The sequence below is a fragment of the Carnobacterium mobile DSM 4848 genome, from assembly GCF_000744825.1.
Taxonomy (GTDB): Bacteria; Bacillota; Bacilli; order Lactobacillales; family Carnobacteriaceae; genus Carnobacterium_A; species Carnobacterium_A mobile.
Genome location: NZ_JQMR01000001.1, coordinates 542,377 through 559,120, shown reverse-complemented (window position 1 = coordinate 559,120; position 16,744 = coordinate 542,377). Strand labels below are relative to the sequence as shown.

Annotated in this window: 11 protein-coding genes; 7 read left to right on the top strand and 4 right to left on the bottom strand. The window is 32.0% G+C overall.

Going from position 1 to position 16,744, the window contains the following annotated elements:
• Positions 1–35 precede the first annotated feature (35 nt).
• The 3 genes from BR87_RS02500 to BR87_RS02490 all read right to left on the bottom strand — a co-directional run bounded on the left by BR87_RS02500 (position 36) and on the right by BR87_RS02490 (position 2,651).
• A complete protein-coding gene (locus BR87_RS02500; RefSeq protein ID WP_035028264.1) occupies positions 36–584 on the bottom strand; it encodes a TIR domain-containing protein in 549 nt (182 codons plus the stop codon).
• Positions 585–604: 20 nt separating this feature from the next.
• The gene (locus tag BR87_RS02495) at positions 605–1,723 is read right to left on the bottom strand and encodes an SIR2 family protein (RefSeq protein ID WP_280512187.1); all 1,119 of its coding nucleotides are present in this window, start codon (positions 1,721–1,723) and stop codon (positions 605–607) included.
• A gap of 343 nt (positions 1,724–2,066) precedes the next feature.
• Positions 2,067–2,651: a toll/interleukin-1 receptor domain-containing protein gene (locus tag BR87_RS02490; RefSeq protein WP_035028262.1), complete on the bottom strand. Its 585-nt coding sequence runs from the start codon at positions 2,649–2,651 to the stop codon at positions 2,067–2,069.
• Positions 2,652–2,804: 153 nt separating this feature from the next.
• Here BR87_RS02490 and BR87_RS02485 point away from each other — a divergent pair, with 153 nt between their 5' ends.
• On the top strand, positions 2,805–3,389 hold the full coding sequence (locus tag BR87_RS02485) for a GNAT family N-acetyltransferase (RefSeq protein WP_035028261.1): 585 nt from the start codon (positions 2,805–2,807) through the stop codon (positions 3,387–3,389).
• A gap of 415 nt (positions 3,390–3,804) precedes the next feature.
• On the opposite strand, the gene BR87_RS02480 is transcribed toward BR87_RS02485, so the two are convergent.
• A complete protein-coding gene (locus tag BR87_RS02480) occupies positions 3,805–8,835 on the bottom strand; it encodes a sacsin N-terminal ATP-binding-like domain-containing protein (protein WP_035028260.1) in 5,031 nt (1,676 codons plus the stop codon).
• Between the two features lie 783 nt (positions 8,836–9,618).
• On the opposite strand from BR87_RS02480, the gene BR87_RS02475 reads away from it, so the two are divergent.
• The 6 genes from BR87_RS02475 to nth all read left to right on the top strand — a co-directional run bounded on the left by BR87_RS02475 (position 9,619) and on the right by nth (position 16,463).
• The gene (locus BR87_RS02475) at positions 9,619–10,092 is read left to right on the top strand and encodes a hypothetical protein (protein WP_035028257.1); all 474 of its coding nucleotides are present in this window, start codon (positions 9,619–9,621) and stop codon (positions 10,090–10,092) included.
• A 118-nt stretch (positions 10,093–10,210) separates the two neighbouring features.
• Positions 10,211–13,030: an ATP-dependent DNA helicase DinG gene (dinG, locus tag BR87_RS02470; protein WP_035028256.1), complete on the top strand. Its 2,820-nt coding sequence runs from the start codon at positions 10,211–10,213 to the stop codon at positions 13,028–13,030.
• A 36-nt stretch (positions 13,031–13,066) separates the two neighbouring features.
• Positions 13,067–13,543, top strand: a complete 477-nt coding sequence (locus BR87_RS02465) for a cell wall elongation regulator TseB-like domain-containing protein (protein WP_035028252.1) — start codon at positions 13,067–13,069, stop codon at positions 13,541–13,543.
• Positions 13,544–13,694: 151 nt separating this feature from the next.
• Positions 13,695–14,993 (top strand): asparagine--tRNA ligase, encoded by a 1,299-nt coding sequence (gene asnS / locus BR87_RS02460; protein WP_035028249.1) that lies wholly within the window; start codon positions 13,695–13,697, stop codon positions 14,991–14,993.
• Between the two features lie 123 nt (positions 14,994–15,116).
• Positions 15,117–15,827, top strand: coding sequence for a DnaD domain-containing protein (locus tag BR87_RS02455; RefSeq protein WP_035028246.1), 711 nt, complete (start codon positions 15,117–15,119; stop codon positions 15,825–15,827).
• Positions 15,828–15,842: 15 nt separating this feature from the next.
• Positions 15,843–16,463 (top strand): endonuclease III, encoded by a 621-nt coding sequence (nth, locus tag BR87_RS02450; protein ID WP_035028244.1) that lies wholly within the window; start codon positions 15,843–15,845, stop codon positions 16,461–16,463.
• The last annotated feature ends 281 nt before the right edge of the window (positions 16,464–16,744 follow it).

The following is a 16,744-nucleotide window of genomic DNA, read 5'->3' as shown; positions in this document are numbered from 1 at the left end:
AGTGCGTTTAATGATTAACGAAAGATATTGTTAATTTATTTTGGGTATCTATTGCGAATCTGAATAGCTTCTTCAATCAATTGTTCTATATTATCTTTTATATCTTTGTATACATACTTACTTGTTTGATAACTTGATTCATAGGTACTACAAATCGAACTAAGTCTTATTTCATTAGAATCTGCGGGTAAATCATGCTGTGCAGTATAATTAAATGTTTTGTCTATACAGAAATTTTTGAATGGATTATCTCCTTTTGAAGATTGCTTGCCCTCTATATCTTCAAGATTATGAATATAGATACCTACAATACCTTTTCCTTGTTTCCAAGCTTGCTCAATTTCATAACGAACCCATTTTCTTGAAGACGTCTCGCTACCTATAAGAACAACGAGACATGATCGTCTTTTCATTTCATTATCAATCCAAGATTTAATAGATGTATCACTTTTTAAACGAACTTTTTCCCAACCGTTATCAGAAAAAATTGGTTGACTTTCTACAACACCGATATTTCTAATTTGACCAGTTCTCCAAACATCATTCGAAAAATGAAAACTGAAAAATACTTGTCTTATTGCCATAAATTCTCCTCCTTAATATGCTAAAATACTTGTAAACTGTCTATAATTTTTAAAATAGTATTAATCAATTGTTTTTGATCATTACTTTTACTAAGGATATCAATATGTTCTTCTAAATAAGGGTAATCAGAAATATTTTGACTGACTTCATTAAATATTTCTCTAGCTGCCCATCCAGTGCTTCCGATTGGAATCAATGCGACGTTGTTTTTTTTAGCAATTTTATACTCATTTAAAACCCCCATCGCTATCTCAGGATTTTCATCTTTAAGTTTATTACCAAACATAAAGATAGCAATTCCTGATTGACTGATCATATCAGTTCGATATTCTTTCCATTTATCTTCTTTTGGGATAAGTCCGTTAATTGTTTGTGGAAAAGGCCTTAAAGAAAGGTGTTCATCAATGTGTTTAAATTTACTAGACATAATTTCTTCTAATGCACCATTAACAACAGAAGAACCAATTCCTAAACCAAAACCTGAAATAACTTTATAATTCTTGCAAACTAGTTCTTTTGATAATAAATATGCTAAACTTTCACACTTCTCTTTAGTCCAAGGTTTTGCAAATATAGATGCACTACCAGAAATAAAAATATTTTTTCGGAGATATCCATTTTCAATTTCAGATAATAAGTTTGTAATTTCTGAATAACTATCTAAGGTAATAGCTTGTATACCATACCGTTGCAGATCCTCTATACGTAATTTCTGTTTAGCTTTTCGATACAAGAAGTCTTCTTGTATTTCTCCTTTTTCTTGTTTTACTTTTTCGAAAAAGCAATAATGATCACGAGTTGATTCCTTTAAGAGAACTCGAATTTGACCAAGAACGTAATTTAGATTAGGATCTTCAAAACTAAACCCAATAAAAACAAATGTTTTCGACACTAAGTCACCTTGTAGTACGGTTCTAAAAAGAGGGCGTTCGTTTTCGTAAATCTCGTAATCATCTTTAGTTAAAACTGCTTGTGCAGGTAATTTCGAATCTCCATGCATTTTATAGACAACAGCATCTCTATCATAAATATTATCTGCTAATGACTGCTGTGTCATCTTTATGTCAGCTTTTCTATCATTCAATTCTAGGCCTTTTTCTATAAGATTATCATAATTGGTGGTCCAATAAGTTGAAATAGGTAATCTAGTAATAATTTCGACATTTTCATTAATTTCTACTTCTTTATTAAATTCATTTAAAATTTTTGAATTGATACCAGATCTATTTCCTCGAACATTCTTATAGTATTGTGCAACTGCAATTAAATCATCTTCCTTATCAACATTTAATCCGATATCTCTAGCAAGTGGGCGTACAAGTTCTTTCCAATTGACATATCCCGAGCTTCTGGATAACCCAGCACCTGCGAATACAGCAGCATAACCTTCTGATACGGCTCTAGTATATTCCCGTATAAATTCTTCTATAGTTGCTATTTTAATGCACTCCTTGTTCTTAAATCATAAAATGCTAGTAAAATTATTTTTCTAAAAGCCATTCTTTGAAAGGGGTTATATAGGTACCATCTTTTTTTTCAGTAAAAATATAATATCCTTTTGAAACAAAGTTTCCTTCAATATCAGTTTCAGACCCATCAAAAAACGTAATATAAGGATAAATAGACATATATTCCGAGCCTTTATAACTCCAATCAGATGTTTTTGCCGGCTTCATAGGAAACAAGGCAATATTCTTTTCAAACTTTTTTGCGTCACCAAAACCTAATTCCCAATTACACCATTTTGATTCGATAGCTCCATTTGTAGCAAGTAATATAAATTTGTCGCAATCATTAATTCTTTTTTTTATTCTTGAAGCGGTTTCTCCTGATGTAATTGTTGGGAGTGAAGGATCTTTACTATCAATGTAAACTTTCACATCAAAATTTTTTTCCAAAAATCCTAAAATATCTTTAAGATCTTCTAGTTCATCATGCTTATGTGAAATAAAAATTGTAGTTGTAGGTTCTGAGAACTGATAGCTTTTTTTTATTGATGCTCTTGCTTCATTTAAACTATATTGAGAATAATTTTTAAATTCGCCTTGTTCGAATATCTTTTTCATAACTATCTCCTTTTATTTAATGTAATGCAAATTTACGGAATAATTTATTATATTAAGGAAAAAACAAAAAATATGTTATTTTAATTATAGCACTTCTCAATAATAAGTATAATATAGGTTGAAATTATAGTTAGTTTAAAGGAGAGAAAATTAATGTTTTATCGAAACTCTAAGAAAGAAAAATTACTAAATGAGCTTTCTTTTTACAAACAAGAAATAAAAGATCTTTCTTATTATAAAAAAACAGTTGAACAACAGAGAGTAAACGATAAACGTTGTAAAGAGCATCAAAAGCATATTCTAGAAGGAACTAACCATATAGTCATTGATCAATTGGATATCACAAATGTTACTGCAATTTATATCTATAAGTTAGATTGTCCGGCTGAGCAATGGATATTTGATCTAGGATTCAGTCTTCAATATGAAAGTTTTGCAACGCTTATTGGTAAATTGGAATTTGGATTAATTATTGAGAATCAAGCAAAGATAGAAAAGGTCTGTGTAGCTAAAAAGTATAGAAACCAAGGGATTGCTACTTACATGATGAAAAAAGCAATTGCCTGGGGGGAAGTTCAAAGATTTTCAGAGTTAACATTGTTTGCTAGTACCGCTATAGAAAAAATAGAAAACGAACTAAACCAATCTGAATTAATTAACTTTTATCATAGTTTAGGATTTGAAAACAAGTTTCCTAAATCAAATAATATGGTTTATAAATACTTACCAATAAAATAAAGTAAAAGTTTCAAAACTTTCTACAAGAGTACGAAAATTATTAATATTAATACGATCATTATATATAGTTAAAATACAAAATTTTATCAATAACTACAGATAGTAAAAATATACATAAGAAGACTTGGATCTAAACTACTGAAGTGAATAAGTATAGTATATTCTATATTCATAGATTACCAGTTAGTATTTAAGAGGTGAAAGCTAAATTTGCTTTAAAGTAATTTAGAGCAATTAAGCAGATAAAAAAATGACTAGAATGTTTTTCTAATCACCTTTAAAATTTAATTTTTAATAGATAGAATAAACGAAACATACTACCAATTTTAGAACATATTAGATTCAAATGTAATCAAACTCATTCAATACGAATTTTTCAAAAGATGTTATACCAAGTCTTTTCATACCTATTTAATCATTTAAAAGATATATCTTTCTTAATTTTAACAATAATACTTGATCTACTGGAATCTAAGACAGCTTTTGGATTTTGTTCATATTCAAGTTCTTCTTTTGTATATATCGGAACTTTCTTTGAAAGATACTCTTGTAATGATATATCTGTAAGATATTTCTTTTCCAAAAGAATATCCGAAACATTACCATTCATTGCATCAACTAAATGATATGTCCATATTCCGTGTTTTAAATCATCACTAGAATAAGAACTTTCGCCAGGTTGGCATGATAAGAAAGTCGCATAGTAGGGAAATTCACTAATAAGAACTCTAATTTCTTCATCGTTTATATCAGTAATACTGTTTCGTTGCATTGGATTTTGAAAAGCTTGTGCACAAGCATCTATAAAAATAAGAGCATTTTTACATTTAGACTCTTGTAAAGGATTGAGTAATATATGTTGTAAAGAGATCGCAGTTTCATTTATATTGGATGGATGCATATCATAAGTTGATAAGTAGTTAGTAACTCCGTTATGGAACCCATGTCCAACATAATAGAAAATTAATCTGTCTTGTTCAGTCAAAGAAGCGAACAAGCTTTTTAAATCATATTCTAAATTAGATTTTAATGCCTTTTCGTTAATAATCATTGTGATATCATCTTCGGTGATATACATAGTTTCTTCTAACATCTTTTTAAACAAATATGCATCAGCTTTCGCATATTTAACTTTAGATATTTGGTTGCTCGATCTAGGAGCATATTCTTCAATTGCAATAATAACAGCTACAGTTCTATTATATTCTGGTTCGATTATTTGAATTTCTTTTCTTTCGTGAATGCTTTGGATACCCTGACGAATATATTTTTTACCTTCAAGTAGAATTTCTTCCTCTGCTTTTTTTGTTTCTATTATAAATATTTTTTTATCATCATTCTTTATCCAGTTATAAGTGATAACCGAAGGTATAGAAAGTAAAGAAATTGATTTTTGGATAATGTCTAACATTGGGAAATCGTCACTAAGGCCAACTATTTCATTTTTACTCATATCTATTTCTTTCATGCCGAAAATTAATTTTCCACCTTTAGTATTAGCAAAAGAAGAAATAATCTGAGCTATTTTATAAGGATCGAATGGAACTGCATTAAATTCAAATACTTCAGATTTAGTTTTTTGCTCTAAATGTTCCCAATTATATTCTTTAATATCAATATTGTTTATTGGAATTCTATTTATACCTGTTGTTTTCAAAAGTTGTCCAAGAGTAATCTTTTTTGGAACATTTATCCCATCCTCATACCAAAGTTCTGCATCAACATGTTCTAGAACATCAAACTCAGAAGTGTAGTAAATTAATACTTGATGATTATCAGAGGGACGTGCAACGATTGTTACGTTGTTTCCATTTTTAGTTATACCTCCAATTATACTATCAGTAATATTATAGTGATGAGAACAATCATATTCAGGTAATTTTCCTAGGTGAGCAAGTATATTTGGAACTGCTCTAGAAATTAAACTTTCAACATAAAGCATTGAGTTATAATCAGATCTAGATAAATGGAAAAATTCAGGACGTACATTTTCTGTATCTATTGCATTTCGTATATCTTTAAACGAATTAATATTTTTTATTGTTGTTTGGCTATCGGACAAATCATCATACAGACTTTGCTCAGGAATACCTAGCTCTTCTTGTATAAAATAGTCAAGAATTTCTTCTTTTGTTGATCTTAATAGAAAATCCAACTTTTCTTCATGTCCAGTTAACTCAAGATAATTACAAAGAATATTTGATAGGTTTAAAAATACACTATTGCTATTCCATGGATTAGTCACATATAAAGTAGAATTTGAATAATGAGTATTTACACTTTTTACAAAATTAATCCCTTCATAAGTGATTTCTAGTTTATCAGATTGAAAAATCATCAATGAACTAATCATATTATTTAATTTTTCAATGTTAATACTTAAATTATCAGCATAGGAGCTACTATTAATCCAAAGCAATAAGTAAGGAATAATAGATTGTAAATTACTTTTTAGAGGTACACATTCTTCCTTTTTGGTAGAAATTAATTGAAATTCATCTTGTTTAAGCAGTTGCACCCCAAAGTACTGGAATAAAATTTCTAAATGGGGATTTTTTCTGTTTTCAGCGTTGAGTAGTATGAAACTATATTGATCTTGAAAAATAGACTCATTGCCATCAATAAAACATTTCAGATTTTTACATTCACTGAATCCCATTTTTGTATTTAACAAGGTCTCATTTTCAGCCCATTTACTGACTATTTCAATTTCAGAAGAGCTCCAATTAACACATTTATCTAATAAGATTTCATAGATCAATTGAACTCTTTCAATATTTGATTTCTTTATTCGACCATTATCATCCATATCATTAGAAATTTTTTCGAGTATTGTTAAATAATCATTGAGACATAGTGAGGTTTTAAATCCGAAAAAAGCTCTCCAATCTGAAGTTAAATCTGGACCATTAAAAACAGGTAAATATTTTGAAGATATATCTTTAATATCATTTGTGTTAAGAAATACTTCATGTGTAGTTTCACATGTATTTGAAAGTGTTGGTATGCATTTTTTATTTCTGATCAACCAAGGAACATAATTTTGTATTTTATCCCCAGTTGTACGGCCTTCGTAATTATTACGTCCCCAAAAAGCTATCGCAGGAATCTCTATATTGTCAGGATTGAAGTTATTAATATAATCTGACCAAAAAGGGGAAGCAAATTTAAAATTATTTTCAGTAAATTTGCTAAGCTTTAAAGTTGTGATATTGCTAAACTCGTTTGCAGTAAATTCTGAAACAAAGGGTTTAAATTTTTTATCATCTGTATTAAAATAAGTGCTGATTATATCTATATCAGTACTTGAACTGGAGAATTTATCTTTTAATATTTTTTTTGAAATCCCTTCCTCTACTCCAAGATGTTTAAAGAAAATTTTCCAATCATCTTTTTCATTGAGGTTAGTACAATACAATTCACTTATTAAATTATCTATTTCTAGTAAATCTTCAATTTTTAATCTCGGATTATAATAATTCGAAAAATAACAATCTTTTGCCGAATGAAGAGAACCAGTAGTGGTTAGTAATTTTAGTCCATTTAATTGTTGTAGTATTTCTTTAGATAGAGATCCATTTTTATATAAATTGAATAATTCTCTAACAATAGTAATAGCATTTTCTTTAGTAATGTAAGTTTCAATGTTTGGTATTATTTTTTGAGTAATATAAGTTATATCTGTTTTTTCAGTCATCCCTAAATCTTCTAACCATCTTCTAGTTTCTAAATCTTCTGATAACCATTGTAGTAGTGAAGGGTGAATGAATGATAGTTCATTATCTTTGTTTTGCCAATTCTTGTCACCTGCCTCTGGAAAACAAACTTGATTTGGATAATTCAGCACATTTTTATGATCCCAAATAAAAGGAAGTCCTGTAACAAACTGATTAGAAACTTCTTCAAACCTTTCTGAATTAGCAACTTTTTTAAGAAACTTTATTAATTCGATATTTCTATCAATAGTGTGAGATTGACGAAAGTATGGAGACATTAAAAAGTTTTTTAAGTTTTTCCACTCAAAGCTTTTTGCTCCTAGTAGTTTAAAATTACGAAAATATTGAAAGTCTTTAGCAAATTTTTTAGGTATATTCTTTTTTTCATCCGGACCACAGTTGGATACGAAATTTTTTATTTTCTGAGAATCTATAAATGATTTATCAGATAACAAAGTATAGTCAACAATGGTCTCCTCAACTTTGAGAAGTTCATCTTCTTTGGAGAGTATGAATGGAATTTCATTAAGGGCATCTTTAATGCCACTGTTAAATTCTTTACCTAAATCATTATCAGTAAGCTCAGAAGGTATTAGCTGATATGCTTGAGACTTAAATTCGCTTAAAGCTAATTTTGAAATCCATTTAAAAATTTCTATAGCAATTTCTTTGAAAATCCATTGATTCCATTTTGAATCTATGTGAAGAGATTCTCTATTGGCAGATGTAAGAAAATTGGTATTAACTAATACCGGCAAAGGATAATTACGTTCATCGGTTGGTAAATAAGAATATAGCAGTTTATCGCCTTGGCTTAATTTACTAATTCCATTTTTACCTAATTTAGCTACTAAAGTTAATTCTATTGAAGAAGCATTAATTAATTTATCGGGTATGTTTTTTTCTTTCATCAAAATATTTTTTACATTTGTTGGAACAGGTAGTTGAATAGTGTTTGCCAACCAATTAATTTCCTCGCTATTATTTTTTTGAATGGAAATTTTATCTTTTGATGGTCTATTAATTTTAACAGTACTTAACTTTTCAATATCAAAAGTTATTTCACATATGTTTTTTAAGAATAAAAATAAATTTGTATTCTGAGATATTTTTTCAACTGATATAGATGTTTCACTAGCGTTATTTAACTTGACTATTGTTGCAACGTTGGCATTAATTCCTTTTATAAATTGAGTGATGTGTTTTGGAATTTCTTCTTCTTTAGTGTATATAGGAATAATTTGCCAAGGAAATTGGAACGCTCTACCATTATTAATTTCCCATTCTTCTTGAGATTTTTCCCAGTCCCATTTATGTTTATACGATGAATCAAACCTAAGATATTCATTATTAGTATAAATTGTTACATAATTAGACTGCCCAAATACTGATTTAAATCCAATTCCTTTATAACCAGTTTTAGTAATATCAGATTTTTTTGTACCATTATTTACATTACAAATTCCACGAATGTCTTGTATATTGAATGGGGTTCCTGAGTGAGCGATAACTAAATATTCATCGAAGATTTTAATCCATACTTTAATTAAATTGTTATTTGATGAAGAGTCGTCAGCATTTTGTAAAAGTTCATAGATAAATCTTGTCGAATCTGTATAAAGATCTCCAGATAACGCATCTAAGGAACTAGCTTGATTCACAGCTTGACTAGGGTTTATATATTGGGTATTATCCTTAAAAATTTGCTCAATGTGATTTTTTAGGGTCATTTTTATTCTCCTGTTCTTCAATCCTAGGTAATAATTAAATTATAACAGGAAAGTCTAAATGATTGTCTCAAATATCGGAAAATAAATAGACACATCGATTAAAATAGAAGTATCTAGACTAGTATCATACTTAATTTCCTACAAATAAATTAAACATTTTTTTATTTGTATTCAGTGGTATTATAAGTTGAGCTAGAAACTTGATTATATAAAATAAAGCAACGAAATATACTACCAATTTTAGAACCCAAAATTAGAACACATTAGGTTCGAGTCTATTCAAATTCCTCCAATATGATTTTTTTCAAAATACTGTCATATCAAGTCTTTTCATACCCATTCAAGACGTCAAATAAAAAACCAGGTCTTAAGAAAGCTCGTAAAGCTTCTAAATCCTCGAAACGTTAATCATTCATTATTTGTATAGCAGCATGAGTACTTCACAACTCATGCTGCTTTTTTTGATGCGGGAATTAGTATACTTTCTGACAGATAACTGTTGCTTTCGATTTCAGTGATTACCAATATCGTAGGGATATATTCTTCATCTTTTTTATTTTTAACACATTTTTTATCAAAAGATCACTAGGCTAACGTCACTTGCAACATAAACACAAGATCTCCTTAAGCACAATTCCTGGGAAAGAAGAGAAGGAAAAATCGAGCTATTGGTTTTTCTATCCTCTCAAAATATTTTTTTCACAAATTAGCATATTTCTCTTTATTTTTCTTTTAATTGTGATATAATGAACATGTTAAAACAATCACAAGGAGGAAATGATAATGAAAAAAGAAGTAGCAGCTTTGAAGTTTTATTTTAGAAACGGTGAAACTTGGACGATTAAAAAAGAATTTATTGGAGACTTGTGGATCAAACAAATCAGTAAAAGTTTCGGACGAATCAAAGGTGGAGAATTACAAGAAATTTTCCCGTGCGAATCTTTAAAAATTGAAGTTTCCCCAGAAGCTGATAATGTGAACACCAATGATATTAATTTAGGCGGATTGGAATTAGGTATGTTTGAACGGGTAACAAAACACCCGGATATTGAAAAAATGGATATTCTTTATAAAGACGGAGACCATCCTAAATCAGATGTGATCGTAGAGGCAGATTGTGTGTACTTCCCTTATAACCCATCAGATGTTGACGGAAATGACAATGCTTATCAAACAGGCTTTGTTTCTGCAGAAAATCATTTATATGTTGTGATTGATCCAAATAAAAAGGCTGAAGAAATTTACCCAGTTAGCTAACAACTAAAATCAGAAACTATGGACTATAATGGTTCATAGTTTTTTTGTATTTTCCGTTGCTTCATAGTATGATAGATGAAAAGAATACCGAATAAGAAACTAGAATTAGGTGACTAGAGTGAAGGAAAAAGTTACATATGCCGTAGTAGATATTGAGACTACGGGAGGAAATGTGGCCAGCGGAGACCGCATTATTCAGTTTGGTTGTGTATTGATTGAAGATGAAAAGATCGTCCAACAATATGCCACTGATATTAACCCGCTTGTGAGCATTTCAAAACAAATCGAACAGTTAACCGGGATTACAAATCAAAAAGTTGCTCATGCACCTTATTTTGAAGATGTCGCGACCACTATTTTCAACTTATTAGATGGGTGTATTTTTGTGGCGCACAATATTCAATTTGACTATCGGTTTCTTTCAGAAGAATTCGTTCGCTGTGGACTGCCGCCGTTGTCAATCAGTGGAATAGATACGGTTGAGATAGCTCAAATATTATTGCCGACGGAACCCAGTTTTCGTTTAAATGATTTAGCCGCAGCCTTTAATTTTTCACACGAAAATCCGCATCAGGCAGATAGTGATGCTTATGTAACTGCGGAGCTATTTTTAATGTTAAAGAAAAAGTTGAAACAGTTGCCATTAGTAACGGTTGAAAAGCTGGTAGAATTAGCTTATCATTGTACAATGCAAACAGGTCAGTTTTTTAAAGATACACTGAGCGAGATGTATACAGAACGCCCACCATTGCCTAAGCAATTAATCGTCAAAGAAGGTTTGGCCTTACAGCAAAAGACGGTGGATTATGAACAGAGAACCCATCGCGTTCCCGTCCATTATCCAGTCACAAACAAAGAAAAAGAAGAATTATTTCAACAGAAGTTAACGATGCGCACACCGCAAATTAAAATGATGGATGAAGTTTATGATTATTTTTCAGAACATCAATCAGAACACCAATCTGAACATTTTGCGATTGAAGCAGCTACCGGAACAGGAAAAACACTAGGGTATTTGTTGCCGCTAGCTTACCTAGCTACTCCTCAAGAGCCGGTGGTCATTAGTACGTATACTACTTTATTACAAAAACAGTTGTTTGAAAAAGATAGCAAACAATTAAACGCAATTTTACCGTTTACAATCCAAACAGCTGTTTTAAAAAGCAAACGACACTATATTCACCTTGCCAAGTTCCAAGAAGTGTTAAAAGATCCTGTTGAAAATCAACTGGATGCTCTACTAAGAATGCGTACCTTAACGTGGTTAACGGAAACCACTACGGGCGATTTAGATGAATTAAACTTAACGAATTACCTTCAGCCTTTTTGGGATAAAATTCGCCATCGCGGTTGGGTAGATACTATGCAAGAAGACCCGTTTTATGAACAGGATTTTTATTTGTTTGCGCAAGAAAAGATTAAGAATGCGAGTATCATCATTACGAATCATGCTTTTTTATGCCATGATTTACATCGTAAAGAACCTATATTGCCCGATGTTCAAAAAATCGTGATTGATGAAGCCCATCACTTAGCAGATGTTGCTACAGAAGCGTCAAGCGAAATTTTTTCTTATTATCGCAATCAGCACCTTTTAAGATTGGTTGGCAAATTAGCGGAAGAAAAAAGCTTTTTAGGCCGGTTGAATCAACTGGTTCCTAAAAATGTTGGGATTCAAACGTCTCAATTAAATTTGATCGAAATGAGTACACTGGCTCTAGAAGAAGAGCTGTCTCTTTTTTTTGAAGAATTAGTAATGTATTGCCACATAGAAATGACTGAAGCGCAAAAAAAACAAGATCAAATTGATTTACAGTTTGTTCGAACAACAAGTTGGTCGCTCGAATTAAGGAAACTCACTAAAAAAGTAGTAGCTTTGTTGCAAGATGTCACTATTTTAGGAATGGAAGTAACCCAACAAGCTCTTGCTCAAAGAAAACAGTTGACGCAACGAGAACGTCACTTAATGGATGATTTTTTTGAATTGATGCAGACGCTTGAAGAACAAACAGCTATTTTTCAGCACATTTTTCAAAATAGCGAACAAAATGAAGTAACTTGGTTTTCGTTTAAACAAAAGAGCCCTAAGGATAGTTTTGTGATCAAGCGTTCCAGAATCGACAGCAGCGAATTTTTAAGGAAAAAATTAGTGGAACAAACAAAATCTATTTTATATACTGGTGCCACATTAGAGTTAAATTCGGCTTTTACGTACTTCGAAAAACAATTAGGGGAGCAACCGTTACGCAAATTGCTTATTCCTACGCCATATGATTATCGAGATCAAGCAAAGTTATGGATACCGAAAGAATTGAAACCAATCAAACAATTGTCTAAAAAACAGTTTGCTCAAATGATAGTGGAATATTTAGAAGTGCTCGTCCATTGTTCAAATGAAAACATGATGGTTTTGTTTAATTCACATGAGACATTGCAAGCTGTTTATGATCTGATCCAGCAACATTCAGCCTTTTTAGGCCGTGAATTGCTGGCACAAGGTTTATCCGGCAGTCGTGACCGCATGTTAAAACGCTTTTTCCATTCAGCTGGAGGGATTCTATTAGGCGCTGATAGTTTTTGGGAAGGGGTGGACCTACCAGGCAAATCATTAAGATTGATCGTAGTCACGCGTTTACCTTTTGAATCACCAGACCGGCCTTTTACTAAAGCGAGGTATCAATGGCTAGAAAGAGAAGGCATAAACCCCTTTATGGCAGATGCGGTACCAAAAGCAACCATTCGCTTGAAACAAGGTTTAGGAAGGCTGATTCGATCGGAAACAGATAAGGGCGTCCTGCTTGTTTTAGACGACCGATTGGTTCATACGTCTTATGGTCAACAGATGTTGACAGCTTTACCGTCTGAAATGACAAAAGAGGTTATCTCGAAAGAAGACTTAGGGCGTGAATTGCCGCTTTTCTTAAAAGACGAACAATAAATACAATGAAAAGAAACAAGTAAAAGTGGGGATGTTATGAAAAAGACGATAATTAGTCTATTGACGATCTTAATGGCCATTGTAATAGTTTTTTCTATTTTTTTATTTAATACAAGTCGCCAGCCGTTAAAACAAGCAAAAGCTGAAGCCATTAAAATTGCCAAAGAAACAGCTGGAATGACAACTACTGATGAATTTTATTGGTATAATAATGAAGAAACCTATTTCAGTGTATCAGGCACAAATCAGAAAAAAGAAAAGTTACTGGTTATTGTAGAACAAAAGGGAGGAAAAGTGCTCACTTTAAAACAAGGTGAATTCATTTCTGAACAAGCTGCTAAAAAAATTGTCTGGGAAACAAAAAAGCCTGCCGAACTTTTAGAAACACGTGTCGGGATTGAAGAAGGTGTTCCTGTATGGGAAGTTGCCTATAAGCAAAAAAACGGGCGCTTGGGGTATTATGTTGTAACAGCTAAAGAAGGAAAATGGGTAAAAGATATTGAAAATATCTAAGTAAATTTATTAAGTTAAGGAATGGCAAAATTTTTCGTAATTTTTAATGCTAACTTTGAATAAGTTGGTTATAATAGGAAACGTCCATACTACTTTTGAATACGGAATGAAGTGAAAGTAGTTAATATTTAAACCAAAGGAGTCTACAACAGTGAAACATATTTCAATTATTGAATCTAAAGACCATGTTGGCGAAGAAGTAACTATCGGAGCATGGGTAGCGAATAAAAGATCCAGTGGAAAAATTGCTTTTCTACAATTACGTGACGGCTCAGCCTTTTTTCAAGGGGTTGTCGTAAAAAGCGAAGTAGATGAAGAAGTTTTTCAATTAGCTAAAGGGTTAGCACAGGAAACAGCTATCGAAATCACCGGAGTGATCCAAGAAGACAGCCGTTCAAAATTTGGTTATGAAATAACTGTAAAAGAAATCAAAGTAATTGGAGAAAGCCACGATTACCCAATTACACCTAAAGAACATGGTACAGAATTTTTGATGGATCACCGCCATTTATGGTTGCGTTCATCTAAGCAACATGCCATTATGCAAATCCGCAATGAAATTATTATGGCAACGTATAACTTCTTCCATAAAGAAGGCTTTATAAAAATTGATCCGCCTATTTTAACAGCAAATGCTGCTGAAGATTCTACTGAATTGTTCCATACAGAGTACTTTGACCAAGAAGCTTACTTATCTCAAAGTGGACAATTGTATATGGAAGCTGGAGCAATGGCTTTCGGTAAAGTCTTTTCATTTGGACCAACGTTCCGGGCAGAAAAATCTAAAACACGCCGTCATTTGATTGAATTTTGGATGATAGAACCGGAAATGGCTTTTATGGATCATGAACAAAGTTTAGAAGTACAAGAAGAATATGTAGCTTATATCGTTCAAAGCGTTTTAGATAATTGTGATTACGCCTTATCCGTCTTAGAGCGCGATAAAGAAGTATTGAAAAATTATACGAAACTGCCTTTCCCAAGAATTTCCTACGATGATGCTATTTCATTATTGAATGAAAACGGCTTTGATGATATCAAGTGGGGTGATGATTTTGGTTCTCCGCATGAAACTTTTATTGCGAATCAATTTGACAAACCTGTTTTTATTTTGAATTATCCAAAAGCAATCAAGGCATTTTATATGAAGCCGCACCCAGAGCGTGAAGATGTTGTGTTATGTGCAGATTTAATTGCGCCTGAAGGGTATGGAGAAATTATCGGCGGAAGTGAACGTGAAGTTGACTTCGAAGCTTTAACAGAACGAATCAAAGATTTCGGGCTAACAGAAGCAGATTACGCTTGGTATTTAGATTTACGTAAATATGGTTCTGTTCCGCATTCAGGCTTTGGCTTAGGGCTAGAACGAGCAGTAACTTGGATTTGTGGTACAGAACACATTCGAGAATCTATTCCGTTTCCACGTTTGTTAAACCGTATTTATCCTTAACATAAATGAACGACAGTAACTTAAGTTTTCTTGAGTTACTGTCTTTTTCTCAATGCATAAGATTTAACTTAATTACCATCTCTGGTAAATATGGAAAAAAGGAAATTATTAAGGAGAATAAAAATGAATCATCAACTTTTACATGCCTGGCTTGAAGCTGGAAATACGACTGTCTCAACTATCCTTTTAAAAAAATACCGGGAAATTGGGTTGACGAATGAACAGTTGATTTTGATTTTACAGCTAAAATCTTTTATAGACAGCGGTATTTTATTCCCTGACACGGAAGAAATTGCCAAACGGATGGATATTTCTTCCGCTGAAGTTTTTCAGTGTATTCATGATCTGATCCAAAAGAAAGTATTGAGCATTGAGACCGAAAAAAATACTGAGGGAAAGACAAATGATCAATATAGTCTTACACTGCTTTGGGATAGGCTGGCACTCTTATTAGAGCAAACAAAAAAAGAAGAACACCATCAGGAACAAGAATTGTCTGAACAAGAACTATTCCGTCGTTTTGAAGCAGAATTCGGCAGAACATTATCACCAATTGAAATTCAGACAATCGGTATGTGGCTTGATGAGGATAAATACCCTGTTGAATTAATTGAGCTGGCTTTAAGAGAAGCCGTTTTAAGTCAGGTTTACAATTTGAAGTACGTGGATCGGATTTTATTAAACTGGGAGCGTAAAAATATTCGTTCTAAAGACCAAGTAGAAAAAGAAGCTAAACGTCACCGGCAAAATAAAGCTACTTCCGTTAATCCATCAACAGATAAAAAAATCGGCACAAAAGTACCCTTGCATAACTGGTTAAATGATAATGAGTAACATAGGAGAGATCGGATGTTAAGCAAAAAAAAGACAGTTGAAGTAATTGAAGCTATGGGAGAGCTTTTTCCAGATGCTAAGTGTGAATTGACCCACCGTAATGCTTTTGAACTTTTGATTGCTGTAATGTTAAGCGCTCAGACAACGGATGTATCTGTCAACAAGATTACGCCTAACTTATTTGACCGCTATCCAACTCCAGAAGCCTTTACAACAGCACCGTTAGAAGACATTATGAATGCCATTAAGACGATTGGATTATATCGGAATAAAGCAAAATATATAAAAGGCTGCTGCAAAAAATTAGTGGATGAGTTTAATGGGGAAGTTCCTCGTACAAGAAAAGAATTAGAATCTCTTCCAGGTATTGGCAGAAAATCAGCAAATGTAGTGTTGAGTGTAGCTTTTAATGTTCCGGCAATAGCAGTTGATACTCACGTAGAACGAGTAACAAAGCGCTTAGGGATTTGTCCGCCGGATGCAACTGTGCGGCAAGTAGAAGAAATTCTAATGAAAAAATTACCGCCTGAAATGTGGAGCATAGCTCATCATCGATTGATTTTTTTTGGACGCTATCAATGTACAGCAAGAAACCATGACCATACGGTTTGCCTTCAATTAGTGGGTTTAAAATAAAACCCAATTGAGTTATTCTAAGTGTTGGAAAAAAGAAAAGACTAAAAACTGCTTTGTATCAGAGTACGAAACGGTTTTTAGTCTTTTATTGGTATAGCATATTATAAAAAATGGTAAACGATTAAGCTTTTTATAGAGTTTTCTTTTGTTAAGCAGTTAGTAAAGAAGGAAGTATTCATTAGAGACGGTCTAGCGAACAAAAGGGTTTTACAACATTTGACGTTGGTCAGTAACGAAACTGGTTTTCTTCTCATTCGAAACGATTTAGAAACACATCTCAG

Bases quoted from the DNA above. Each gene is read 5' to 3' on its own strand.
- BR87_RS02500 (WP_035028264.1), bottom strand. From the start codon at position 584: ATGGCAATAAGACAAGTATTTTTCAGTTTTCATTTTTCGAATGATGTT.
- BR87_RS02490 (WP_035028262.1), bottom strand. From the start codon at position 2,651: ATGAAAAAGATATTCGAACAAGGCGAATTTAAAAATTATTCTCAATAT.
- BR87_RS02485 (WP_035028261.1), top strand. From the start codon at position 2,805: ATGTTTTATCGAAACTCTAAGAAAGAAAAATTACTAAATGAGCTTTCT.
- BR87_RS02480 (WP_035028260.1), bottom strand. From the start codon at position 8,835: ATGACCCTAAAAAATCACATTGAGCAAATTTTTAAGGATAATACCCAA.
- BR87_RS02475 (WP_035028257.1), top strand. From the start codon at position 9,619: ATGAAAAAAGAAGTAGCAGCTTTGAAGTTTTATTTTAGAAACGGTGAA.
- BR87_RS02465 (WP_035028252.1), top strand. From the start codon at position 13,067: ATGAAAAAGACGATAATTAGTCTATTGACGATCTTAATGGCCATTGTA.
- BR87_RS02455 (WP_035028246.1), top strand. From the start codon at position 15,117: ATGAATCATCAACTTTTACATGCCTGGCTTGAAGCTGGAAATACGACT.
- nth (WP_035028244.1), top strand. From the start codon at position 15,843: ATGTTAAGCAAAAAAAAGACAGTTGAAGTAATTGAAGCTATGGGAGAG.